Origin of the sequence: Halioglobus sp. HI00S01 (assembly GCF_001635445.1) — a bacterium.
Classification (GTDB): Bacteria; Pseudomonadota; Gammaproteobacteria; order Pseudomonadales; family Halieaceae; genus Halioglobus; species Halioglobus japonicus.
In genome coordinates, this window is sequence record NZ_LWEE01000110.1 from 181313 (window position 1) to 205421 (window position 24109).

At 59.1% G+C, this 24109-nt stretch carries 19 protein-coding genes and 1 pseudogene; 9 read left to right on the forward strand and 11 right to left on the reverse strand.

The genetic code is table 11. The features are described from left to right. Positions 1-6: 6 nt before the first annotated feature. The 4 genes and pseudogenes from A3709_RS13660 to A3709_RS13670 all read right to left on the reverse strand — a co-directional run bounded on the left by A3709_RS13660 (position 7) and on the right by A3709_RS13670 (position 1805). A complete protein-coding gene (locus A3709_RS13660) occupies positions 7-759 on the reverse strand; it encodes a NapC/NirT family cytochrome c (protein WP_255359742.1) in 753 nt (250 codons plus the stop codon). Next, positions 756-977 carry a chaperone NapD gene (locus tag A3709_RS13665; protein ID WP_082850109.1) on the reverse strand — a complete coding sequence of 74 codons (222 nt, stop codon included), beginning with the start codon at positions 975-977 and terminating at the stop codon, positions 756-758. Before A3709_RS13665 ends, A3709_RS13660 begins: the two co-directional genes overlap by 4 nt. Positions 978-1084: 107 nt before the next feature. Next, positions 1085-1213: pseudogene (locus A3709_RS22665) on the reverse strand (periplasmic nitrate reductase, NapE protein); the annotation flags it as partial. Positions 1214-1439: 226 nt separating this feature from the next. Further along, positions 1440-1805, reverse strand: a complete 366-nt coding sequence (locus tag A3709_RS13670; protein WP_066055532.1) for a VOC family protein — start codon at positions 1803-1805, stop codon at positions 1440-1442. Positions 1806-1910: 105 nt separating this feature from the next. Here A3709_RS13670 and A3709_RS13675 point away from each other — a divergent pair, with 105 nt between their 5' ends. Then, positions 1911-2483 (forward strand): helix-turn-helix domain-containing protein, encoded by a 573-nt coding sequence (locus tag A3709_RS13675; protein WP_066055534.1) that lies wholly within the window; start codon positions 1911-1913, stop codon positions 2481-2483. Positions 2484-2559: 76 nt separating this feature from the next. Here the strand turns inward: A3709_RS13675 and A3709_RS13680 are convergent, their stop codons facing one another. Both A3709_RS13680 and A3709_RS13685 read right to left on the reverse strand, forming a co-directional pair. Beyond that, on the reverse strand, positions 2560-3546 hold the full coding sequence (locus tag A3709_RS13680) for a PHB depolymerase family esterase (protein WP_066055537.1): 987 nt from the start codon (positions 3544-3546) through the stop codon (positions 2560-2562). Between the two features lie 3 nt (positions 3547-3549). Then, entirely contained in the window at positions 3550-4770 is a 1221-nt protein-coding gene (locus tag A3709_RS13685) for an argininosuccinate synthase (protein WP_066055540.1), read from the reverse strand. A gap of 165 nt (positions 4771-4935) precedes the next feature. Here A3709_RS13685 and pyrC point away from each other — a divergent pair, with 165 nt between their 5' ends. After that, complete coding sequence (gene pyrC / locus A3709_RS13690) at positions 4936-5970, forward strand: dihydroorotase (RefSeq protein WP_197484193.1); 1035 nt, start codon at positions 4936-4938, stop codon at positions 5968-5970. A 5-nt stretch (positions 5971-5975) separates the two neighbouring features. Continuing rightward, the gene (rnt, locus tag A3709_RS13695; RefSeq protein WP_369795152.1) at positions 5976-6614 is read left to right on the forward strand and encodes a ribonuclease T; all 639 of its coding nucleotides are present in this window, start codon (positions 5976-5978) and stop codon (positions 6612-6614) included. 15 nt (positions 6615-6629) lie between these two features. Here rnt and A3709_RS13700 read toward each other — a convergent pair whose 3' ends face one another. Further along, positions 6630-7931 carry an energy transducer TonB gene (locus A3709_RS13700; RefSeq protein WP_066055549.1) on the reverse strand — a complete coding sequence of 434 codons (1302 nt, stop codon included), beginning with the start codon at positions 7929-7931 and terminating at the stop codon, positions 6630-6632. A gap of 296 nt (positions 7932-8227) precedes the next feature. Between A3709_RS13700 and A3709_RS13705 the strand changes: the two genes are divergently transcribed. From A3709_RS13705 to A3709_RS13725, 5 genes are read left to right on the forward strand one after another with little or no spacing between them, the layout of a single operon-like run. Next, positions 8228-8632, forward strand: a complete 405-nt coding sequence (locus A3709_RS13705) for a response regulator (RefSeq protein WP_066055551.1) — start codon at positions 8228-8230, stop codon at positions 8630-8632. Next, a complete protein-coding gene (locus A3709_RS13710) occupies positions 8632-9171 on the forward strand; it encodes a chemotaxis protein CheW (protein WP_066055554.1) in 540 nt (179 codons plus the stop codon). Before A3709_RS13705 ends, A3709_RS13710 begins: the two co-directional genes overlap by 1 nt. A 15-nt stretch (positions 9172-9186) precedes the next feature. Next, positions 9187-11307: a methyl-accepting chemotaxis protein gene (locus A3709_RS13715; RefSeq protein ID WP_066055557.1), complete on the forward strand. Its 2121-nt coding sequence runs from the start codon at positions 9187-9189 to the stop codon at positions 11305-11307. Positions 11308-11366: 59 nt separating this feature from the next. Further along, positions 11367-16775: an Hpt domain-containing protein gene (locus A3709_RS13720; protein ID WP_066055560.1), complete on the forward strand. Its 5409-nt coding sequence runs from the start codon at positions 11367-11369 to the stop codon at positions 16773-16775. Between the two features lie 11 nt (positions 16776-16786). Continuing rightward, positions 16787-17230, forward strand: a complete 444-nt coding sequence (locus tag A3709_RS13725; protein ID WP_066055565.1) for a chemotaxis protein CheW — start codon at positions 16787-16789, stop codon at positions 17228-17230. Here A3709_RS13725 and A3709_RS13730 read toward each other — a convergent pair. From A3709_RS13730 to mpl, 4 genes are all read right to left on the reverse strand, one after another. After that, a complete protein-coding gene (locus A3709_RS13730; protein ID WP_066055568.1) occupies positions 17227-17661 on the reverse strand; it encodes a hypothetical protein in 435 nt (144 codons plus the stop codon). The genes A3709_RS13725 and A3709_RS13730 overlap by 4 nt on opposite strands. A 158-nt stretch (positions 17662-17819) precedes the next feature. Continuing rightward, on the reverse strand, positions 17820-18425 hold the full coding sequence (locus A3709_RS13735; RefSeq protein WP_066055571.1) for an LON peptidase substrate-binding domain-containing protein: 606 nt from the start codon (positions 18423-18425) through the stop codon (positions 17820-17822). Further along, a complete protein-coding gene (locus A3709_RS13740; protein WP_066055574.1) occupies positions 18422-21040 on the reverse strand; it encodes an RND family transporter in 2619 nt (872 codons plus the stop codon). Before A3709_RS13740 ends, A3709_RS13735 begins: the two co-directional genes overlap by 4 nt. After that, a complete protein-coding gene (gene mpl / locus A3709_RS13745; protein WP_066056208.1) occupies positions 21037-22362 on the reverse strand; it encodes a UDP-N-acetylmuramate:L-alanyl-gamma-D-glutamyl-meso-diaminopimelate ligase in 1326 nt (441 codons plus the stop codon). The genes A3709_RS13740 and mpl overlap by 4 nt, the downstream gene beginning before the upstream one ends. Positions 22363-22564: 202 nt before the next feature. On the opposite strand from mpl, the gene A3709_RS13750 reads away from it, so the two are divergent. After that, positions 22565-23827 carry a 6-phosphofructokinase gene (locus tag A3709_RS13750; RefSeq protein ID WP_066055577.1) on the forward strand — a complete coding sequence of 421 codons (1263 nt, stop codon included), beginning with the start codon at positions 22565-22567 and terminating at the stop codon, positions 23825-23827. Positions 23828-24109 lie beyond the last annotated feature (282 nt).

The window sequence follows — 24109 nt, forward strand, 5'->3', positions numbered from 1 at the left end:
GCTGGATTAATCCCAGCCCTCTACGCCGGCCATGTCAGGCAACTGGTGAGCAATACCCTTGTGACAATCGATACAGGTTTTCTCGCCACTGGCCAGTGCCGTGGAATGCTGCTGCGCAGCACGCTGGCTCTGCCAGGTGAGGTCCATGTATTCCAAATCGTGACAGTTACGGCAGTCCAGCGAGTCATTCGCCTTGAGCCGTGCCCACTCGTGCTCAGCAAGTTCGCGACGCTTGGCCAGAAACTTCTCGCGGGTGTCGATGGTGCCGAAGATCTTGCCCCACACTTCCTTGGAGGCCTGCATCTTGCGAGCGATTTTGTACGTCCAAGCGTGGGGTACGTGGCAGTCCGAGCACAGCGCCCGCACTCCAGAGCGATTGGTGAAGTGAATGGTGGACTGCAGCTCCTGGTAGACGTTGTCATTCATCTCATGGCAACCAGTACAAAACGCATCGGAGTTGGTGAACTCCATGGCCGTGTTAAAGCCGCCCCAGAAAATCAGGAAGTAGCCCTTCACACAGGCCAGGCCACGGTTCACCGGCGAGTTGATGTCGCCGTGGGTGGCCACCACCTTGTTATCCCGGGTCGCCACATTGACACTGCAACCGGTACCACAGAAACGGCAGGCCGCTTTCGCCCACTTCAACTTGGTGTCGGTCGTAATCAGGTTTGTGGCAGTGGCCGTGGTACCTATGCCGGCGGCGGCAGAGGCGGCGGCAACCGCATTGGCACGGATAAAATCGCGACGCGTGGTACTCATGCAGGGCTCTCCATTTCAGCTTCAACGTCTGTCTGGGGTGCTTCGTGTGGGTCGGTATCGATTTGGTGATACACCATAGCCACATTGATGACACCGGAGAGGTGCTCAAAGCTGCTAATACGTTCCATGATCACGGATTCGTTGGCGGTCTCCAGCAGGACGACCAGTTTGCCCTCGTCACTGTGCTGGGGCACAGATGCTTCGGGGGTGGGCCTCAATCTTCTCGATCAGGTCGGCAATAGCGTTCTGACGGCAGTGAACGACAGGGCTGGAAATATGCACGCTGGTGGGAGCAGTGCCCCCCCCCTGAGCAGGGCGCATCGGTTCAGGCGCATGGTTGTACCCCTGGTGGCCCGAAAATGATCTGGCTAATCCAGACAATAAACCTCTTGCCACCGACGATGGCTATCGTCAGAGCAGGTGCGAGAAACACCACCAGCAAAAACGAACGCCACTCGGTTTTTTTCTACTTCAGACACTTAGCATCTTTATCTGGAGATTTTTTATTTTCAGATGTGTATAGAAGCGATTTCGGTACTGACAAGTGACGTGCCTCAACGTAAAGGCATCAACATCGCGGCATTTCGCGTCGAAGCAAGAATACCGTGCCTACCCCAAATCTCGGTGGGTGGCCGGCACGAATGCCGGCCTTTAGGACGCTTGGGATAGAAGACCCCGGGCTAGTATTGGACCAGCTCTACTTCATTGCCGTCCGGGTCAAAGAAATACAGGCGCTGGCCTGGCTCATAAGGTTCGACTTCATTGGGTTCCACGCCCAGATCGCCCAGGCGAGCTCGAAACTCATCGAGGCTATCCACCTCAAAACCCAGGTGGTTAAAGCCCACCTCGCCATAGCCGGCCGGCGCTCGCCCGCTGGCATCCGCCTCAAACAGCGACAAATAGGTGTCATCCAGCCCCACATGTGCTGCCCGGTTGCCCGAGCTGTTAGTACCCTCCCAGCGGATCCTGGCGCCGAATAGCTTCTGATAAAAAGCGACACTGGCGTTCACGTTACTTACGGTGATATTGGCATGTTCAATTCGCATGATGCTTCCTCCTGTTGTGCGTCAGCGACAGGTAAAGCCTAACCAATCTAGACATTATTTCGTCATTTTGGCTAATATATTGCCATAGCGCCAATGGAGTCATCGATGAGCGAGCTGGAGAACGTCTCGGCCTATCTCGCCGACAATATTATTGCCCTGCGCAAGCGCAGCGAACTGAGTCAGGACAAGCTAGCAGCCAAAGCCGGCATACCGCGATCTACGCTGACGAACATGGAATCCGGTGGCGGCAACCCGTCGCTCACCAACCTCTGCAAACTCGCCGCTGCCCTCGGCGTGAGCATCGAGGAATTGTTATCCCGACCGCGCAATGAATGCAGCCTGCTCAAAGCTGACCAGGTCCCCATCAAAATGCGCAGCGGCGGCAAGGTGGCCGTACACAAACTTATGCCCGACAAGGTCAGGGGTATTGAGATCGACCGCATCCACCTCGCCCAGGGCAGTTCCATGGCTGGCAAGCCACACCTGCAGGGCACCAAGGAGTATCTCGTGACGTTAACGGGATGTGTGGGTGTGTCGGTCGGCGGCCAGAACTGGGAAGTGGACGCGGGTGATGTGCTGGCCTTCCCCGGCGACCAGAAACACGGCTACCGCAACCTGCACCAGGGCCCCAGCGAAGCCCTCAGCATTGTCCTCCCTCTCCCCTACCCCACACCGTAAACCATTCAGACAACCCTGGGGTCAGGTCTTAAATTTCTCAGACATTTAAGCCCTGACCCCAGAGTTGTCTGAGAAATTAGAGACCTGACCCCAGGGTGTTGGAGAAGAAGTTCCAGATGAGTTCGGCGCCGTCGGCCTGGTGGCTGGTGGGCCCCAGGGCACGCATGCCGGTGAAAACTGGGTGGGGAAACTGGTGGCCGGCGCCCTGCATACCGATAAGTACGACGGAAGGCCGGTTGCTGCTCTCCCAGGCCAGGCGCTCGAGGCGCGTCGTATCGTCCTGCTGGGTGACGGGCAACATCTCGCGCTCGCCCTCGGTCGTGTAACCGGCAAGGTCCGCCCAGTAGAGGGCGCTCGCCTCGGCCGAAAGCACTTCGCCGCGACTGGTGTCGCCGAACAGGTTAACCACACCGCCCTCATAGGGATTAATACTGTCGGCTGTACCATTGACTATCAGCATGGGGACAGCGACATCCGCCATCTCACAGGCGTTATTACCGGGGGCGGGCATATTGGCCACCATGGGTGCCGCGGCCGCAATCAGGTCAGGGGCTTCCATCGCCAAGCGATAGGCCATCTGCCCACCATTAGAGAAACCTGTGACAAACACGCGGTTCCGATCAATGCCCAATCGTTCCGCCAGTTCACTTACGAGCGTGCGTACGAAGCCCACATCGTCGATATTGAGCTGGTTCGCCGCGTAGCTGGCGTTAGCCCGGCAATCGTTCCAGTGCTGGTCAATGCCATCAGGGTAGGCAACCACAAAGCCTTCCCGGGCCGCCACCACATCGAAGCTGTAGAAGGTGCTCGCACGGGCGACATTACCGTCAGACAAGGAACCGTGCAGTACGATCACCAGGGGTGCATTGGCACCGGAGGTCTCAGGCACAAAGGCCTGCCAATGGCGTTGCAAGCCGCTGTGATCGATAGCCCCGGCCACCACCTCGCCGGGCAACGGCGGCGGTTCAATCTCGTCCCAGCGCAGATACCAGGACGCGGTCAGGGCTAGGCCGGCGATTACCAGCACCAGCCCCAGGGCGAGCCATTTCAGGAACAGTTTCATGCCTTACAGCAGATCCCGGCCTTTGTTGGCGGCAATGCGCATCCGCAGCGCGTTGAGCTTGATAAAGCCCTCGGCGTCTTTCTGGTCATAGGCACCAGCGTCATCCTCGAAGGTGGCAATGCTCTCGTCAAACAGGCTGTCTTCCGACTTGCGGCCAGCAATAATAACGTTGCCCTTATACAGCTTCAGCTTCACGGTGCCGTTAACCACCTTCTGGGACTCGTCGATCGCCGCCTGCAGCATCTTGCGCTCGGGGCTCCACCAGTAACCGTTGTAGACCAGCTTGGCGTAACGCGGCATCAGCTCGTCTTTCATATGCGTGACTTCGCGGTCCAGGGTAATGGACTCAATCGCGCGGTGCGCCTTGAGCAGAATGGTGCCCCCTGGCGTCTCGTAGCATCCGCGGGACTTCATGCCCACGTAGCGGTTCTCCACGATGTCATCGCGGCCAATACCGTTGGCGCCGCCCACCTTGTTCAGGTGTTCAAGTACCGTCGCCGGTGACATGGCTTCGCCGTCGATCGCCACAACATCACCTTTTTCAAAGGTCAACTCAATGTAGGTGGGCGCATCCGGGGCCGCCTCCGGGCTGACGCTCCAGCGCCACATATCTTCCTCAGGCTCGGCCCAAGGGTCTTCCAGCAGATCGCCCTCGTAGGAGATGTGCAGCAGGTTGGCGTCCATAGAGTACGGAGATTTTTTCTTGGCGTTGGCAAAATCCACGGGGATATCGCGCTCGGCGCAGTAGTTCATGAGGGATTCACGGGAACCCAGCTCCCATTCGCGCCAGGGCGCAATCACCTGGATACCCGGTTTCAGCGCGTAAGCACCCAGCTCGAAGCGCACCTGGTCGTTGCCCTTACCGGTGGCGCCGTGAGAAATCGCATCGGCGCCGGTTTCGTTGGCAATTTCGATCAGGCGCTTGGCGATCAAGGGACGGGCAATAGAGGTGCCCAGCAGATACTCACCTTCGTAAACGGTGTTGGCACGGAACATGGGGAACACGAAGTCACGCACGAACTCTTCGCGCAGATCGTCAATGTAGATTTCCTTGACGCCCATGGCCTCCGCCTTGGCGCGGGCAGGTTCCACCTCTTCACCCTGGCCGATATCGGCGGTAAAGGTGACCACTTCGCAGTTGTAGGTGTCCTGCAACCAGCGCACGATGACCGAGGTATCGAGGCCGCCGGAATAGGCCAGTACGACTTTTTTCACGTCTGACATGGTTCGCTCCGTTCAATATTACGCAAAAGGCCGCGTATTCTACGCGATGCAGGTACTAAATTCACCGGTTCTGGCAGCCGCGGCCCGGCATAGTGTGGCCCGTCATAAAGAATTCACCCCGTTTGTGGTAGCATGCCGACTTTCCCCAGACCCGGCAGAACTCCAGTGAACGAAATTACGATCACCCGCCCCGACGATTGGCATGTACATCTGCGCGACGGCGATGCACTGGCGCAAACCTGCGCCGATATGGCCCGTTATTTCGGCCGCGCTATCGTCATGCCCAACCTGACGCCACCGGTGACCACCGTGGCCCTGGCCGCGGCCTATCGAGAGCGTATTCTGGCGGCGATGAGCGCCCTGCCGCGCCAGTTCGAACCCCTGCTGACGCTGTACCTCACCGACCAGACCGACGCGGCCGAGATTCAGCTGGCAGCAGCATCTGACTATGTCCACGCCGTGAAGCTCTACCCCGCCGGCGCCACCACCAATTCCGAGGCTGGCGTGGCCCAACTCGATGGGCTGTATCCGGTGCTCGCGGCAATGGAGGAGTCCGACCTGCCGCTGCTTATTCACGGCGAAGTCACGGACCACGATATCGACATCTTCGATCGCGAGAAGACCTTCATTGATCGCCACCTCATTCCTATTGCCGAACGCTTCCCGGGCCTGCGCATTGTGTTTGAACACATCACCACCCGCGACGCGGTCGAGTTTGTACGCGATGCAGGCAGCAATGTGGCCGCCACCATCACCGCCCACCACCTGATGTTTAACCGCAACGACATGCTGGTCGGCGGTATTCGCCCCCACTATTACTGCCTGCCCATTCTCAAGCGCAGCACACACCAGCAGGCGCTGATTGAAGCGGCCACGTCGGGCAACTCGAAGTTTTTTCTGGGCACAGACTCCGCCCCCCATGCGCGTCACGCCAAAGAGAGCAGCTGCGGTTGCGCCGGTGTTTACACAGCGCATGCGGCAATCGAGTTCTACGCCTCGGTGTTCGAAGAGTGCAATGCTCTGGACAAGCTGGAGGGCTTTGCCAGCCACTTCGGGCCAGACTTTTATCGCCTGCCGCGCAACACCGATACCATTACCCTGCGCAAGCAGGCCTGGGACGTGCCTGCCGAGATTCCACTGGGCAATGACCATCTCAAGCCCCTGTCGGCGGGCGAATCCATGCACTGGCAGGTTGCCTGAGCGCCGTGGAAGATTTCCAACATCGCATTGCCGATCGCTTCCGCGGTTTCCTCCCCGTGGTTATCGACGTAGAGACAGGCGGCTTTAACGCCGGCACCGACGCCATTCTGGAGATTGCAGCGACCCTGGTTCGCATGGACGACAGCGGCATGATGGACGTACATCGCACCCTCGAATTTCACGTCAAACCGTTCGAGGGAGCCAATATTGAACAGGCCGCGCTGGATTTCACCGGCATCGACCCCTACCACCCGTTCCGGGAGGCGGTCGACGAGGCCGAGGCACTGGGTGACATCTTCCGCGCGGTGCGCAAGGAAATTCGCGAACAGGGCTGTAACCGGGCCATTCTGGTAGGCCATAACGCCCATTTTGACGCCGGTTTTATTAACGCGGCCGTGGAGCGCTGCGATCTCAAGCGCAACCCTTTTCACCCGTTCTCGTTTTTTGACACCGCCACACTGTCGGGGCTGGCCTACGGCCAAACGGTGCTCGCCAAGGCCTGCGCCGAGGCCGGCATTGCCTTTGACAACAGCGCAGCTCACTCAGCGGCCTATGACGCTGCGAGAACTGCAGAGCTGTTCTGTGATGTGGTTAACCGCTGGAAGGAGTCCGGCGGCTGGCTACCTGATTTCGGTCAGGAATGATTCGCCGGCTGCGCTTTACTGCAGCCGGAAATTCACGGGAATCATCAGCACGTAGTTCTCACCATCGTCTGACAGGAATTCTTCCTGGGCCACCGCACTCAGGGGCGGGAAGGGTGCTCCTTCCTCTACGGCGGCAATCGCAGCGCGGTCGAGCAGGCCGTGACCAGAAGTCTCCAGCACCTCAACCCCCAGCAGCTTACCCTCGAGACTGATCTCGGCGAGCATTTCAACTTTGCCTTCCAGTTCGCGGTTGACCGCGCGACGAGGATAGCGAACCTCACGGAACACCATACCCAGCACCTGTGCCAGGTACTCATTCAGCTGACGCTGGTACTCGCGGTCGTCCATTTCGGCCAGTGCGGAGGCGCGATCGTCCGTGGCCGGCGCAGCGGGCTCGAGCTCAGGCTCGAGCTCAGGCTCTGGTTCCAACTGCGCCACCACAGGCTCAGAAGACGGCGGCAATTCGGGTAGCGGCTCGGGCTGAGGCTCAGGTTCGGGTGCTGAAGCCACCTGCACGGGCTCTGGCGTCGCAGCAGCGGCCGTAGCGGCGGCGGCAACGGCTGCCGCAGCAGCGGCCCCGGCATCTACTTCAGGCTCGGGCTCGGGTTCAGGCGCGGCGGCAACCTGAGGTTCCGGCTCGGGCTCTGGTGTAGTGGCCGGTTCGGGCGCAGCTGCCACCTGTTGAGGCTCTTCAGCCGCGTCGTTGCCCCAGGCGGCCACAGTATCAACCCGCTCATTCAGAGGGATCAGGCTCTCAAACCGGGTCATGATGCCATCGTCGAGGCTACGCGAGCTCAGCGGCTCACGCAGCAGTGCAGAGGCGGATGAACCCAGCCAACCCTGGATCAGGAACGCAAAGGTTTCAGCGCCATCGACATCGAACAGGCGCGTGCCGTCGAGGTTGAATACGGTATTACCCCGCTCCGTCAGGCCAATTTCAAACTGATCGCCCATCAGCAGCGATCCTTTCATGGTGCGCTTGAGTTCACCCAGTGCATCTACCACGGCATCCGGGGCTCGCTCGCCGGACCCCAGCTCCGCCTGCAACAGCAGGGTGCCGGAAAATCCTCGAGCACTGATCCGGCGCGTGGTAATCCGGTACTCCATGATTATCGGGCCCTGCAGGGCACTCAAATCGGGAACCGGCTGACCGTCAGCCGTGCGCAAACCCGCGACATATATATCTCGGGCAGTGTCGGTGTATACCGCCAGTCCAGCCAGATCGAGGCGTCCCTGCGCCTGCGGCTGGGCCACGACGGACACCAGAATAGTGAAAACGGCCAGGTTGCGGAAACCTGCCCACATGGAATTAAGCATTATTATGCCCCTGCGTCCTGAATAGTTCTTTTATAGGCTCATAGCAAAGGTGCTATACCCCGCCCTCAGTCTCAAGCGAAATACTGCAGAAATGTTAATCAATTCGCGTTTTTTCAGGCCACTGCAAGTTAATTGCAGACTACTGCAGCTTACTTGCAAAACGCGGAACTCGATCACAAAAACAACACTTTTTAGTTTGCACTGCCTCAATGGCCCTCAATACTCGAAAGTGTTCGAACACAGAAACGTCCCGGCGGCCGACAGGCCCCACCGGATTGACAGGAGAAATAACAACCATGTCTCAGGAACAGAATAGCCAGAAGCGACGGGTACTTCTTGTCGACGATGACAAGATCATCAGGCTCAAGGCAACCAAGATGCTGGAACAGTGTGGCTGCGAAGTATCCACGGCGGAGAACGGCTGGGATGCCGTCACCCAACTGGATGACTGTAAGCCAGACCTGATCCTGCTCGATATCACCATGGAGCCGCTGGACGGCTTCAAGACCCTGACCCTTATCCGGGCCAGTAAGGGCGACTTCAAAGATACGCCCGTGGTCATGTTGAGCTCCCACGACGACGTTTTCACCATGGGCAAATCCAAGGACCGCGGTTGCTCCGCCTATCTTGAGAAGCCCCTGGATATGGAAGCGCTGAAAGCCGTCCTCAAGGAGTTCCTCTCCATCCAGGTGGCCGTGTAATGAGCACGGATGCCTTCCAGACCCTGCGCGCATTATCGCAGCAAGTCATCGACTTTGCCGCGCCAGTACCCGCCACGCAGGAACTCATCCAGAACTGGCACGGGGCGGCCTTTGACGTGCTCGGCACCCGCTGTGTAATCAGCGCCGACGAGACCCGCATGATCGTGGATCTGGGTGACACTATTCCCCTGCCCGGCGTCAAACACTGGGTGCGTGGCCTGGCCAACGTCGGAGGTCGTGTTGTGGCCATCTCCGATCTGACTTCATTCCTCTCCGGCGGCGCCAAGACCTCCGGGGGCAAGCAGGCTCTTATCGTCAACGGTCGCGGTATCCACACCGGCCTGATGATTGAGCAAAGTTATGGCGGCGTAAGGCTCTCCACCGAGCAGTTACGCACAGATATCCAGGTAGCAGATGAGCTGCAGCCTTATATCAGCGGTGTTTTCAGCACCAACGACGGGGATTACGCCCTGTTCGATACCTCAAAATTACTAATAGACGCCAACTTCACTGAAGCCAGCGTCATAACATCTAGCTAGGGCAGGAGAACAACCATGAGTTCTATAATTCTAAAACAAAAGGGAGCCACTGACTCAGTGCTGTTGCTCGCCGGTGCGGCATTGGTAGCCACCGTCGCCGGTCTGGGTATCAACATGTACCAGATGTCAGCCGGCGCCGAACAGGACGACCAATACCGCAGCATTGCCTCTGACCTGCGCGTACTGACTCAGGACATTAACGTGGAATCCCGTGAGGCCTTTAGTGGCCTGACTCCCGCGTTTGACGAACTGGCATTCTCCCGCAGCCAGTTCCCGGGCCAGCTGGACGCACTCCAGAATGGCACCGAGGAACTCGAGGCACCGGGTGAATCCATGGCGCCTTACACCAACCGCATTGCCGAGCAGTGGGCGACCGTAGGCGCAGATGTAGACGCGATCCTGGACGCCAAGGACCGGATTCTGTTTGTTCGTGAGATCTCCACCAACCTGAACGCCAACATCAAGACGATTCAGGCCCAGTATAAGGATCTGGTGGACATTCTCGGTGACAGCAACGTGTCCAACGAGACCCTGCTGGCCGCCCAGGAGCAGCTGTTCCTGATTGAACGTATCGGCCGAAACATTGACCGGATCCTTGCCGGCGGCGACGACGCTGCCAGTGCTGCTGAGGAATTCAAGCAGGATGCATTGTCATTCCAGCGCACCATGGAAGGCCTGCGTGACGGCGACCGCGCCCGCGGTATCGACCGCCTGCGTGGCGCCGACGCCCTGGACGTGCTGAATGAAGCAGAAACGCTGTACGCTCAGGTCTCTGGCTCAGTAAACGACATTTATGACTCGCACCAGGAACTGATCCGCGCGGCCCAGGCAGCAGCATCTATTACTGCCACCACGCCTGAACTGAGCGTATCGGTGGGTAACGCCATGGTTCACGTTGACCAGCTGGCGGAGAACCGCACCTGGTCCGGCACCACGGCAATCTTCCTGGTACTGGTAGGCATTGGTCTACTGGCGGCCATCGGCATTCGTTTCAACGGCTCACGCGCCCAAGAGCGTCAGCAGCAGGAGCAGGCCCAGGCCATGGAAGCCGAGGTACAGCAGAAGGTACGTGAGATTGAGCCGCTGACCGAGGGCAACCTCAGCCGTGACCTCACCGTAACCAAGGGTATTACCCAGCCGATTGCGGTGGCTGTAAACCAGCTGCTCGACTGGATGCGCTCGGTGGTAACCTCGGTGAACAACTCTTCTGAGCAGGTTCGTGAGGCGGTAGAAGAATCCTCCCAGGCATCCGGCGACGTAAAAGTGTCCCTGGGTGAAGTGGGTAGCATCGTGGCAGACACGGCCTCCACCTCGGTGGAACTGCGTGAAATCTCCAGCCACATGTCCGAGCTGGCGGAAACTACCTCGAAAGCATCTGAAGAGGCGGTAACCGCGGCACGTGAGGGTGACGTTGGTATTGAAACCCTGATGGTGTCGGTAGAAGACATTCGCGAATCGCAGCAGACCGTTGCTAAAACCTCCAAGCGTCTGGGTGACGACATCGAGATCGTAGCCGACCTGCTGTTCCGTATTCGTGAGGTTGCGAACGCGATTTCTACTCTGGCGATGAACACTCGTATTGAGGCTGCGTCGCAGTCCGGTGAGGGTGGTCAGCGATTCGCGGGTATTGCCGACGAAACCGGTAAGCTGGCTAACCAGACCAACGAAATTGTACAGGAAGCTGACCGCGCGATTCGCTCGGTATCTAACCGTATGGCGGAATCTAACCGCAACATGGAAGGTGCCACGCAGTCGCTGGTGAAACTGACTGGTATTGCCGGTGACGTACGTAACCGTTTCGGTCACATTCTGTCCATGTCCGAGAACGCCCGGAACTACATGGTAGAGATGAGCGGCCAGATCGTTCAGTCCGGTGAGTCCTCAAGCCGAGTGACTGAATCAGTATCTGACATTCTGGAAAAAACCCTGCAAACACAGCGTGCTGCGGACCGAATGGACTCCGCTACCAATGAGTTGCGTGAACTGTTCGACCGCCTGGCGGAAGACACCGCGCGATTCAAGCTCGCTGAAGAGACTGCCGCCAAGGGCCCTCGCGCTGACGTGATAACCAACGTCGCCGATGCCACTGGCAAGAAAACAGTCGACATGGGCGACCTGGCCAAGAAAGCAAGCTAGGCACCGCCCGAACAGAATCAGGGATTTAAGCTGGACAATAAGGTAAACGGACAACAGCTATGACTCAATTTGTAGACTTTGTCGCACTGGGGTGGGTTGAGAAAAACCTGCGGGACGAAATGGAAGCGGCGCGTACCTGCCTGCATCGCTTCCAACGCGAGCCCGACACCACAGAGCACCTGCTGGAAGCAGAGCGCAACATCCACATGGCCGCGGGCGCACTGCGCCTGTGCGCCCTGGACCCCGCCGCCCTCCTCGCGGAGGAAATTGAACGGGTTCTCGGTGAACTGCGTGAAGGCAACATCGCAGGTGATAAGCGCAAGCTGGCCATGACCGAGCTGGTCGCTGCCATCGAGGCACTGCCCGCTTATCTGGCGAGTGTTCGCGCCAAGCGCGAGGTGACTCCGGGCAGTATCGCCTCGGTAGTGAATGACCTGCGCGCTCTGGATCACCGTCCCAGCCTCCCTGAATCGCTGTTCTTCAATCCTCCGCTGCCGGACAGCGCGGGTATTAACCGCGATGTACCGGTAGCCCTCGAAGAAGAAATCAAAGCCATGGCCAAGCAGGCCATGAAATCCATGCACCAACACACCGAAGCGGCAACCAAGAGCAGCAAGGAAGCGCTGGCGCAGTTGCGCACTACCGGCGGACTGGCCTGTCATGCACTGGCCGGCACAGCCCTGGAACCCTATTTCAGCTGCTTCACCGCCTATGTTGAAGCCCTGGGTAAGGGAACAGCACAAACAGACGAAGTTACCGTACAGCTTTTCCAGCACTGTTTCGACACTCTGCGCCTGCTGGAAGAGAAGGGCTATGAAGCCCTCGATCGCGCCGGCGCTGCCGCCAACATCAAGAAGATGTTGTATTACATCGGCAAGCAAAAGCGCCCCGCGAAAGAGCACAAGGCCCTGTTAATAGCCTTCAGAATTGAAGACGTGGATCGCTACACCGCGGCCACTGAAGATCACATGATCCAGGAAGACGACCTCCTGGACGCGCTGCAACAGACCCAGCAGCAGCTGGTGGAAGTCATGGGCTTCCTCGCCGGCGAGAACAAGAACATCTGCAACGCCAACACCACGCTGACGGCAAAAACACTGCCCAGCCTGCAGCAGGTGGGCCTGCAGTTGCACGTGGTCGGTCTGCCCGAGCAGGCCTCCATTATCAATGAACAATTTAAAGTCCTGCGCAGCTACGCCGAACAGGACCAGCCCGCCGATCCCGCCAACCTGATTGATTTCGGTGGCGCCCTGAGCAATGTTCGCGACATTATCGAATACAAGCTCAAGCACGGCCTGTCAGCAGAGGGCGACGCCGCCACGCTGGACCTGGAAGCAGCCATTACCGAACAGGTCACACGCTGCTTGCGCGGCATGAAAGACAAGATCAACCGCGAGTTCGCCCGCCGCGACCTCATCGTGCTGACCAATACCGCACCGGAAGATCTCGATATCTCCATCGGCGGCCTGCGTCCGCTGTTCCGGGCTGCTCGCCAGCTCGGCGAAACCGATTTGCTCGACGCTGTAGAGCTCTGGGAACAAAACGGCTTCCCGACAGGCGTCACCCTGCTCACCATTGGCACAAAACTGCTGGATCAGTTTGGCAGCGACGACTTTGTCGCCAGCGCCCGCTCCGAGCTCGATCAGGTATTGTCGGTACTCGGCATGCTCGAAGCCAAGGAACAGGAAAACGAGGTACTGGCACGCTGTGCGGCCTACCTGGAGCGCGCGGTTGAGATGGGCGGCCTAATCAATGACGATTCCATGCAGTGCTTTGCCTCCAGCATTGCCGCGCTGGAACAGTACATGGAATCTCGCCTGGTTGACCCCAAAGGCAACCCCGCCGAACATCTGCGTCGCGCTGAATCACTGTCGAAAGAGCTCGAATCCTATACCTCGCTTCGCGAGAACATGCAGAACCCCGAAGGCAATGTGCTCGAATTCACCAGCAAGCCTGCGGTTGAATCCGAGATGCTCGACGGCATTGACGATGCCAGCATCGTCGACCTGATCGGCGGTGAAGTGGAAAGCGAAGATCCGGATGCCCTGGCAGAAGAGTTGCTGTCCATGGCACTGGAAGAGACCGAGGCGCCTGCTGCTGCAGCCAGCGCCGGTGGTGCAGCCTCCTGGCGCGATGGCATGGCCTACTGGGCCGAAGCTGCTATCAGCTGCGATCCGGAGCCCCTCAAAGACGGTCCCGAGGGTGAGATCGACCAGGAACTGCGCGAATGCTTCGTTGAGGAATGTGGCGAGTATGTGAACCGCCTCGACGCTGCGATACCCAATTTCACGGCCGACCCCACCGACAAGGGCGCCATTGGTGACCTGCGCGTGGTGTTCCACACCATGAAAGGCAGCGCCAAAACCATCGAACTGCACGCCTACGGCGAATTCATGCACGACATGGAGATTATCTTTAACTCCCTGCGCGATGGTTATATCCAAGGCACCGCCGAGATCGCTGAATTTGTCAGCGTCGTCGCCGCCAAACTCAACACCTACTCTGAGCTGATTGCACAACGCATTCCGCTGCAGGAAGAAGACTTTGCGATTCCGCATGCGATTGCCGCGGCTATCTCCGACAAGTCATTTACCGACGAGTTCACGGTTGAACTGCCCGCCACAGGCACAGCAGTTGCCGAGGAACAACCCGCCGAGGCGGCCGCAATCGAGCAACCCGCCGAAGAGGTTGTCGTGGAAGAAGTGGCCCTGCCCTACGCCCCCGAGCAGTGGGCAAGCGCGCCGGCTCCGCAACTGCTGGCGGCCATTGGCACGCTGCTGGAAGCCGCCGAGGCGAACGAGAATCGTGCGGTTATCGAGCAGTCGCAACAGCTGGTAGAAGCTGCAGTGCCCGCGCTGATCGAACTGCGCGACGCGGCCGACCTAACCCTGAGCACCGACAACGTGGCCTACCTGTTTGGCCTGCCCCGCCTCGAGCACATCGCCAGTGGCGCCGTGTACGGGCTGGTAGAGTCTGCCGACGGTCAGAGCCGCATCGAGTTGTCAGCGGCAGCCAGCGACAGCCTGTACGGCTACCTCGACCAGATCAACGACACTGAAGCGCTGATCCCCGTCCACAATGCGGCGCTTGCCCTGCTCTGCAAGCTGCTGGAGCTGGTGGCACCCGAAGAAGAGGATGTGGCGCCCGCAGCGCCCGTCCAGCAAGCGCCCGATAATGTGGTGGTGCTGCGCAAGCAGGCCATCGAACAATCCGTGGAAGAGGAAGAGATCGACACCGAACTGCTCGACCTCTTTATCGAAACCCTGGACGAGTACACCGAGTCCATCGATTCAGCCCTGACGGCCCTGGCCGCCGGTGAACCCGACGCCCTGCGTGACCTCAAGAACACCCTGCACACCGTGAAGGGCGCGGCCAACTCCATTGGCCTGACCACCATGGGCAGCATGGTCCACGATTTTGAGACCCAACTCGGCGATCTGGAGTTCAAAGGCGATATCAACTCCAAGGAATCCCGCGCCACTATTGAGAACCTGGCCAGCGAATTCCACGATGCGACGCGCTTTGTTCGCGTCAACAAGACCGATTGGAATCCCAATCTGGCCAGCGGCGATGCCAGCGAACAAGAGCTGGAGCAAGCGGCTATCGAACAGGCCGCGGATCGCGGCGACAGCGAGGAGCGCCGTGCCGACACACTACGCGTCGATACCCCGCGCATCGACAAGCTGCTGGATATGGGTCTGGAGATCAGCATGAGCAACGTGCGGACCCGCCAGGCGCTGGACGCCGCGGGTGCCGACCGCAGCGAAGTGCAGAATCTGTCACGCCGCGTACTGGCACTGGTAGACCAGCTGTCGCTGCAGCTGGACACCGAGATCCAGGCGAAAACCGAGCTCACAGAAAGCGAACAGTTCGACCCGCTGGAGATGGACCGCCTTACAGAAAAGCAGGGACTCGCCGCTATTCTGCGCGAGGCAGCCTACGACCTGCAGGAAGAATCCCGCGAACTGGGCATGCACCTGGACGATGCTCTGCGTGAAGCCCAGAGCTCTGGCCGCCTGCTGCAGACTAATCAGTCCGAGCTGCGCCAGCTGCGTCTGGTTGAATTCTCCCGCCTCGGCCCCGGCCTGCGCCGCCTGGTACACCAGGTCAGCCGCCAGCTGGGCAAGCAGATCGACTTTGTATTCGACTGCGGCAAGGGCGGCCTCGATATCCGCGTCTTCGAACAGATCCGCGTGGCCCTGGAACACATGCTGCGCAACGCTATTGACCACGGTATCGGCACTCCTGACGAGCGCCAGGGCCAGGGCAAGGTGGAGCACGGCAACGTCAAGCTGAGCATTTCCCGCTCCGGCTCTGAGTTCCTTATCCGCCTGGTAGACGACGGCAACGGTATCGACCCGGATGCGCTGATCAAGAAAGCTGTCGGCCTGGGCCTGATTAACAAGAACGACAAGATTTCCGATGCAGAGGCACTGCGCCTGATCTTCCGCTCAGGTTTCACCACCGCCAAGCAGGTCACCGATGTGTCCGGTCGCGGTGTGGGCATGGACGCGGTTTACCAGTCCATCAGCCAGGCTGGCGGCACCATCGACATTCAATCCAAGCCCGGCTTCTACACCCAGTTCGACGTGCGCATTCCCGCCAGCATCATGGTGAACGAAGCGCTGCTGGCAACGGTCGGCGAAGAAGAAATTGCGATCCCGCTGACGTCACTGAAAGGCTCCGAATTCCACCGCCGCGAAGATGTACACAAGGTGGCCAGCGAGACCGACGGTCGTATTTCCTTCCGTGGCGAGCAGTACGAGGTACGCTACCTGGGCGCGGTGCGTGGCACCCTGCCTACACCCACGCTGGAGAACATGCCCGACTTCGTGCCGGTGCTCTACGCACAGCAAAATCGCCGTCGCGTGGCGTTCTTCGCCGACGGTCTGAGCACTGCGGAGGACATGGTGATTCGGACGCTCGGTGTGCAGTACACTGGCGTACCTGGCATCGCGGGCGGTGCGGTGAAGTCCGATGGTCAGCCGGTACTTGCTCTGGACCTGAACGAATTCATCCTCCAGGTTGAACACGCCGATGCCATGGCGGATTCCACTGCCACCGAACAGGAAACCAGCACCCTGGTGCTGTGTGTGGACGACTCGGTCATGATGCGCCGCACTTACGAGAAGCGTCTTGCCAGCCTGGGTTACACCGTCGTTACGGCGGTAGACGGTGCCGACGCGCTCGACTACCTGTCGCAGGCCACCCAGATCCCGGACTTTATCTTCACCGACCTGGAAATGCCGAACATGAATGGCTTCGACTTCATCGCCAACCTGCGTCGCGCCCCCGACCTGGCCCACATCCCGTGTGTGATGGTGTCGTCGCGAGACGCTGACAAGCACCGCGCTGAAGCGGAACGCGTAGGCGCCAACGGCTTCCTGGCCAAGGGTGCCAACACCGCCGAAGGTATGCAGGCGGTGATTAACCGCCACCTGCAACAAGACGCCGCAATGGTCAGCTGAGGAATTAGAGAATGTCTGAATACGTAAACGAAACTCTGGATCTGGCCGCCCTGCCCCTGGCAGACGGCCGTCAGGTCCTGCTGCCTCTGCTGACACTTGCGGAAGTACAGCAGGTCAAATTCGAAGCGGGTGATGCTGCAGATCTGGGTACGTTGAAGTGGCGTGGCCACGATATTGAGGTCGTGTCTTTGGAAGCTTTTTGCGGTCTTGATGCTGCCCCTCGCGAACAACACACCACGGTGGGTATCTTCCGCGCCAACAAAGATTCGAAGCAGCCGTTCCAGGCCCTGGCGTTCTGCGGGCTGGCTGCGCATATGAATGTCAACGCAGAACAGGTAGAGACCGAGGCGTTACCCGAAGGAGGCAACTTTGCCTCGGCGGCGACAATTAATGGTGAAACTTACCTGATTCCCAGCCTGGAAGCGCTGGGCTACAAAGAAGGAACCGTACACTAACCGGCGGCGCTGAATCCCGGTCCGTCGGTGGGTTGCCAGAGATGTTGCTCATCAGCAGCGCCGGTTTTCTCACCGAGCTCCTGGATGTAGGCAAAACGATTGGGATACAGTTTGCGCATCATTTCGACAACCTTGGGCAAATCCAGTACCCCGGTTTCGATGACGAAATAACGCTTGGCATTGCGGTCGTGGTTGAACACCACACCGTCCTGATCACGCAGGCGATTTTTTACATAGTGCAGGGTGCGTTCGCTGCAGTCAGCAGCTTCGCACAGTAAATCCGGGTCATCCGAGTGCACCATGTGCAGCGCCACGAGCACCAGGTATTTACGGTGCGGGCTCTTGGCAGGCACCGGCTCAAGGCTGGGTGCGTGCAACTCATGGTATGTGACCGGATTGTCAGATGATGTTTTTTTGTTCTGTCTGGTCATAGCTGTCAGCGGGTCTGTTTTGTCAGATTCTCCCTACCCTTTTCATACGTCAAACGGTTCCACGGGTCTACTAACATATATTTGCGCACAAAATGTGCAAGCCTTGGAATCAAAATTTCTGCACTTTTCTGGATTATTTGCCCTAAAGTGCTCAAAACTCAGCCTTCTCCGCTGATCTCATTGAGAGTTCGGTCGAGTTCGCTCATCAGCAGCTCCACCTGATCGTAACCCAACATCTGGTATTTCAAATGCTCTTCCAGGGGCAGAAGTTGTGCCAAGGTCCAACCCACCGACCATGCGTCGCAAAAATCCGGCGACAGGGCCAGTTTCTGCACATGCGGGTGGGCCTCCAGGCTCTGCAAGACATCCACCATGGATTGCCACTGGGCATCCATCGGCGCCGGACCCGGGTCTGGCCGCAACGTGACTTCGCCGACAACCAAGTCGTTTTCCCGCACCTGGGTCGCATGTAGATCAAAGCGCTCCTCGCCCTCGATCGTAATGCCGAGCAGGCCATTAGGCAGTTGATCCCAATCGACGATGCGCGCACTGCAGCCCCAGTCACCCAGCGCCGCCGAGGCCTGCCCTCGTTGCGCGACCTCTGAGCCCTGCCGTATCCAGACAAGGCCAAAGGGCTCACCGGACTTCATGCTGTCTCGCACCAGGTCCAGATAACGCTGCTCGAAGATTTGCAGCTGCATGCGGCCGCCGGGAAATAGCACGGCAGAAAGGGGAAACAAGGGCATGCTGACAGCGACACTCATTGTTGCGCTCCTTCGGGCCCCAGCGGCTTAAAGAGAATAATCAACTGCGGTAGCAGTAACAGCGCACCCAGCACTGCCGCCACCATGGCCAGCACCGTAAGCACGCCGAAGTAAATACTCGGCGTGAAGTTCGACAGCGTTAACGTACTGAAGCCGATCACGATCGTCAGCGTGGTGTAGTACAGGGCCCGCCCAATACTGCTATGGCAGCGGTGCATAGTGGCCCGGTAATCGCGATCGAGCGGGAATTCCCGGGTGTAGCGATGCACATAGTGAATGCAGTTATCCACGCCAATCCCCACCACAATCGCCGCAATCGTAATGGTCATAATATCCAGGGGAATACCCGCTAGTCCCATCACCCCCAGCACCAGGCCGGCGGCCAGGATATTGGGGGCCAATGCCAGCAAAGCAAGCGACAGAGAGCGGAACAACACCAGGAACATCACCAGAATGGCGAGGAAAACAGCGCCCAGTGTCAGAATCTGCGAGCGGAACAGGCTTTGCAGCACGTTGTTATAGAGCACCAGCATACCGGTGAACTCCAACTGCTCCTCGGCAAATCCCATCTCGTTGGTGAGGTGATACTGGACATCGTTGAGGAACTGGTCGCGTCGCAGCGACGGGCTGGTCTCCATGACACGTACAGTCAAGCGAGCCTGGTCGTGTTCGGTGGAGAAGTAGGGATCAACCATCATCCCCTTGATGTCATCCGGCAGGCTCTTCTGAACGAGCGCGAGCTCAACGCTGCCAATGTCATCACCCAGCAGATTCTTGACCACGGCAAACACAGTGGATAGCGACAACACCTTGCCGGTTTCGGGCAGCGAATCTACGTAGGCGTGCACTGCATCGAGCTCGCGCATGCCCTGTAGGCTAAACCAGTAACTGGGCTGGAAGTCGCTGTCGCCCGCGGGGCTGGCAAAGTCGTCAAAGCCGCCGTCAAACTCATCACCCCATTCATCGCCCCACTCATCGTCAAGGCCGTCTTCGGCCGACTCAGGCGCTGCAAAGGATTTCTCTTCCTCGAGGAACGGGTCGTCTTCGGCCACCGGGACCGGGTCGGCAACGGCAACAGGTTCCAGGCCGGGCAGCGCGCCGGGATCAGGCGCACTGATCAGAATATCCAGCGGAATGGTGCCGCCAAGCTTCGAATCGAGCAGCTCCATCCCCTGATAAATCTCAGTGGACTCGTGGAAGTAATCGATAAAGCGGTTCTCGACCTCCAGCCTGCGAATACCGACCACAACTGCCACCACAACGACCAGCGTGACCGCGATAATCGTGGCGCCGTGGCGATCCGTCAGCTTGGCAAAAAAGGCTGTCAGCGTCGGGTCATTGCCGTGATGACTGTGCGACTTACCCCAGGGCCACACCAGCATCAGGCAAGGCACCAGAATAAATGCCAGCAACAGCGCGACACCAATACCCACGGTCATCATCCAGCCGAAATCAATCACCGGCTGAATCCCGGACACCACCAGCGATACAAACGCCACCACCGTGGTCAGACCGGTATAAAAGCAAGGGACGGCCATCAGCCGCACCGTATTGGCCACCCGCTCATACAAATCCCCTTCGGGGTCGAGTGCGTGAAGCTCGCGGTAGCGGACAATCAGGTGGATACAAATCGCCAGGGTAATTGTCAGCAGCACCGCGACAAAATTGGATGAAATCACCGTCATGCGCCAATCGAGGGCACCCAGCAGGCCGAGCATAACCACCACCGTGGAAGAGCAGGTGACCAGTGGAATCACCACCCAGCGCGGGCTGCGGAAAATCACCGCCAGCACCACCAGCATAATGCCGAGAATGGCTCCGCCAAACGTGACCAGGTCGCTGCGCACAAAACTCACCATGTCCGAGGCGATCATCGGCACGCCGCCCACAAACAGCGTCGCGTACTGCTCGTAGTCAGCTGCAATACCGCGCACCGACTGCACCAGTGCGCCGCTGGCCTCCAGGCCCTTGGCGGTATGTGCCTTAAACGCCCGCTTCACGGTGGCAAGCTCAGCTTGCTCTGCACTGCCAAGGCCTTCTTTGGCCTCCTTGAAACGCAGTGCGTCACGCTGCGCCAGCAATTCGAAATAGGTATCGTCGCGGCGCAGATTGATCTGCACCGCCGTCAGCGTACCGTCGCGGCTGGCCAGCAGGTCCGCGTAAATAGGACTGGTCGTCAGCTCCCGCAACACCAGGTCGATATCAATGTCAGGATCCGTCAGGCTGGGCAAAGGGTCCGGCGAAGTAATATCGGACAACGCCACCGGCGGGCTTTCCAGCAGGGGGACATCCCATACCGTGACCACCGAAGACACTCCCGGCAACTGCCGTAGCTCGTCGGCCATGGCGCGCAATGGCTCCAACGATGCCGGCGCCAGCAGCGGTCCATCCGGCTGCCAGGTAATGAGCAAAAAATCCTCGGATGCATAGCGTGCTCCCGTTTCACGGAACAATTCCAACGACGGGTCACCCTGCAACATGAGCGAATCGGCAGAGGCATCGAGCTTGATTTTGGGTATCTGGCTCGCGGCGCTCGCCACCAGCACAGCCACCAGCATCAGCCACAGCCAGGGCCGCCCCAATACAACCCGGTTATAGGTTTGCGCGAGACTCATGCCTTTGCCTCCAGTGCCGCCAGCAGTTTGCCGTGAATACCGCCAAACCCGCCGTTGCTCATCACCACCACGCTGTCACCCGGCTCGCTCTGTGCTGTTACCTGTTGTACCAATTCGTCGATATCCCTGCTCAGACTGGCGTGGCCACAAGCGTCGACCACGTCCTGCATGTCCCAATTTACGTTCGCGCCCTGATACCAGTAGACCCGGTCGGCATCAGCCGTGCTCGGCGCCAGCCGTTCCCGGTGCTCACCCATACGCATGGTATTGGAGCGCGGCTCGATCAACGCCAACAACCGGCCGCCATTATGACGCGCCCGCATGCCTGCCAGCGTCGTCGCAATCGCCGTGGGGTGATGTGCGAAATCGTCATACACCGCAACACCGGCGGCCGTACCCAGATGCTCGAGCCTGCGCTTAATGCCGCGAAACTCACCCAATGCCTGGGCGGCGACGGGCGGCACCACGCCAACATGTTCAGCTGCGGCCATGGCAGCCAGTGCATTTTCTACGTTGTGGTTGCCACAGTGAGACCACCGCACCTCCACATCCTCGGCGCGGGGGCTACTCACCCGGAAAGCAGAACCGTCGGCGGCCAGCAGCTGCGCAGACCAGTCGCCGTCATCACCCGCGGCAAAGCTCACCCGCGGCGTCCAGCACCCCATATTCAGTGTTGTGGCCACCGCGCCACTGTGCGCCGGGTGCACAATCCGCCCCAGGGCGGGGACGCAGCGCACCACATGGTGAAACTGGCGCTGAATCGCCGCCAGATTGGGGAAGATATCGGCGTGATCAAACTCAAGATTATTGATAATCAGGGTGCGCGGCCGGTAGTGAACAAACTTGGAGCGCTTGTCGAAAAAGGCGGTGTCGTACTCATCGGCTTCCACGACAAAAAAATCGGTGTCACCGAGACGTGCCGAGAGCCCGAAATCCGCAGGGACACCGCCAATCAGAAAGCCCGGGGCCATGCCCGCATATTCCAGAATCCACGCCAGCATGCTGCTGGTACTGGTTTTTCCGTGCGTACCCGACGCCGCCAGCACCCATCGGCCCTGCAACAAGTTCTCCGCCAGCCACTGCGGCCCCGAAGTATAGGCCAGTCCCTGATCGAGCATGTACTCTACTGCGGGATTACCCCGGGTCATGGCATTGCCCACGACGACGCAATCGGGCGCAGGCTGCAGATGCTCTGGGTGATAACCCTCCATCAGGGTAATACCCGCTGCTTCCAGCTGCGTGCTCATTGGTGGATAGACGTTGGCATCCGAGCCAGTGACCTCGAAGCCCAGCTCCCGGGCCAGCAGTGCGATACCACCCATAAAAGTACCGCAGATTCCCAGGATATGAATGTGGCCTTTCAAAAAAGCTTCTCCTTGATTAAGGGCGTCATGGTATCACGCCGCATACCTGGCGTTGATCCAATTCCCTGGCGGACGTGTCAGAACGCCACTATTTGCCGTATCATTAGCGCACCGACAAAACCCGCTGGCGCTGGCTGCGCCACCAAAAGGGACACCGCACATGCCAAAGAAAAACGCCTTCTACGCCCAGTCGGGCGGGGTGACTGCTGTCATCAATGCCTCCGCCTGTGGCGTCATTGAAACAGCCCGCAAACACAAATCCGATATCGGCAAAGTCTACGCCGGCCGCAACGGCATTATCGGCGCCCTACGTGAAGAACTGATCGACACGAGCAAGGAAAGTTCCGCAGCCATCCGCGGCCTGCTCACCACACCCTCGGGCGCGTTCGGCTCCTGCCGCCACAAAATGAAGAGCATTGAAGAGAATCGCGCCGAGTACGAGCGCCTGATCGAGGTCTTCAAAGCGCACAGCATCGGCTACTTTTTCTACAACGGCGGCGGCGACTCCGCTGACACCTGCCTGAAGGTGTCGCAGCTGAGTGAATCCATGGGCTATCCCATACAGGCGATTCACGTACCGAAAACTATCGACAACGACCTCCCGCTTACGGACAACTGCCCAGGCTTTGGCTCTGTTGCCAAGTACATTGCCATCTCCACCCGCGAAGCTGCCCTGGATGTCGCCTCTATGTGCGAGACATCCACCAAGGTCTTTATTCTGGAAGTCATGGGCCGCCACGCGGGCTGGATTGCCGCCGCCGGTGGCCTGGCCGCCGAACAGGAGGGCGATGCACCTCATATCATTCTGTTCCCGGAAGTGGCCTTTAACCGTGAGAAATTCCTGGCCAAGGTCAAACGCACGGTGAAGAAGCACGGCTTCTGCGTGATCGTGGCCTCCGAGGGTGCCCAATACAAAGACGGCACCTTCCTCGCCGAATCGGGCCTCAAGGACGCCTTCGGCCACAGCCAGCTGGGTGGCCTGGCCCCCAACCTCGCGCAAATGATCAAGGACGAGCTGGGCTACAAGTATCACTGGGCGGTCGCCGACTACCTGCAGCGCGCCGCACGTCACATCGCCTCCCAGACTGACGTCGACCAGGCCTACGCGGTGGGTGAAGCCGCCGTTGAGATGGCCCTGGCGGGCAAGAACGCGGTCATGCCTGCGATCGTCCGCGGCGAGGGCAAGCGCTATCGCTGGTCCATCGTCGAGGCACCGTTGGCAGACGTGGCCAATGTCGAGAAAATGATGCCGCGCAACTACATCACCCGCGATGGCTTCAACATCACGGACGAGGCCCGGGCCTATCTTGAGCCGCTGATTCAGGGTGAGGCTTATCCTGACTACAAGCGCGGCATGCCGAAGTATGTTCGCTTGAAGAATGTGATGGTGCCCAAGAAGTTGCGGAAGTCGTTTAAGGTTTAGCTGGGTTCTCTGCCCGGCGGCCCGGGAACAGGTAAGGCATCCCCGGGACCGCCTAAAGCGCCATCCATGGCAGGCTTGCGGCTCAGCCATCCATGGCTCCGCACATCCCGGGAACACCTTACCTGCCCCCGGACCTGTGCACTTGCTCACGCAACAACTCGAACCATTGGCGTCAGCGCATGTTTCCTGGCAGCCTTATGCACGACATCAAACTGATGTCGCGAGCAATAAGAGGTACAGAGCTTCCGCACAGCCTTACGAAACCGTCGGGAGCCATGGATG

What these genes read in the sequence shown, in the direction of transcription:
- A3709_RS13660 (WP_255359742.1), bottom strand. Translation starts at nt 759, where the DNA reads ATGAGTACCACGCGTCGCGATTTTATCCGTGCCAATGCGGTTGCCGCC.
- A3709_RS13670 (WP_066055532.1), bottom strand. Translation starts at nt 1,805, where the DNA reads ATGCGAATTGAACATGCCAATATCACCGTAAGTAACGTGAACGCCAGT.
- A3709_RS13675 (WP_066055534.1), top strand. Translation starts at nt 1,911, where the DNA reads ATGAGCGAGCTGGAGAACGTCTCGGCCTATCTCGCCGACAATATTATT.
- A3709_RS13680 (WP_066055537.1), bottom strand. Translation starts at nt 3,546, where the DNA reads ATGAAACTGTTCCTGAAATGGCTCGCCCTGGGGCTGGTGCTGGTAATC.
- A3709_RS13685 (WP_066055540.1), bottom strand. Translation starts at nt 4,770, where the DNA reads ATGTCAGACGTGAAAAAAGTCGTACTGGCCTATTCCGGCGGCCTCGAT.
- A3709_RS13700 (WP_066055549.1), bottom strand. Translation starts at nt 7,931, where the DNA reads ATGCTTAATTCCATGTGGGCAGGTTTCCGCAACCTGGCCGTTTTCACT.
- A3709_RS13705 (WP_066055551.1), top strand. Translation starts at nt 8,228, where the DNA reads ATGTCTCAGGAACAGAATAGCCAGAAGCGACGGGTACTTCTTGTCGAC.
- A3709_RS13710 (WP_066055554.1), top strand. Translation starts at nt 8,632, where the DNA reads ATGAGCACGGATGCCTTCCAGACCCTGCGCGCATTATCGCAGCAAGTC.
- A3709_RS13715 (WP_066055557.1), top strand. Translation starts at nt 9,187, where the DNA reads ATGAGTTCTATAATTCTAAAACAAAAGGGAGCCACTGACTCAGTGCTG.
- A3709_RS13720 (WP_066055560.1), top strand. Translation starts at nt 11,367, where the DNA reads ATGACTCAATTTGTAGACTTTGTCGCACTGGGGTGGGTTGAGAAAAAC.
- A3709_RS13725 (WP_066055565.1), top strand. Translation starts at nt 16,787, where the DNA reads ATGTCTGAATACGTAAACGAAACTCTGGATCTGGCCGCCCTGCCCCTG.
- A3709_RS13730 (WP_066055568.1), bottom strand. Translation starts at nt 17,661, where the DNA reads ATGACCAGACAGAACAAAAAAACATCATCTGACAATCCGGTCACATAC.
- A3709_RS13735 (WP_066055571.1), bottom strand. Translation starts at nt 18,425, where the DNA reads ATGAGTGTCGCTGTCAGCATGCCCTTGTTTCCCCTTTCTGCCGTGCTA.
- A3709_RS13740 (WP_066055574.1), bottom strand. Translation starts at nt 21,040, where the DNA reads ATGAGTCTCGCGCAAACCTATAACCGGGTTGTATTGGGGCGGCCCTGG.
- mpl (WP_066056208.1), bottom strand. Translation starts at nt 22,362, where the DNA reads ATGGGTGGTATCGCACTGCTGGCCCGGGAGCTGGGCTTCGAGGTCACT.
- A3709_RS13750 (WP_066055577.1), top strand. Translation starts at nt 22,565, where the DNA reads ATGCCAAAGAAAAACGCCTTCTACGCCCAGTCGGGCGGGGTGACTGCT.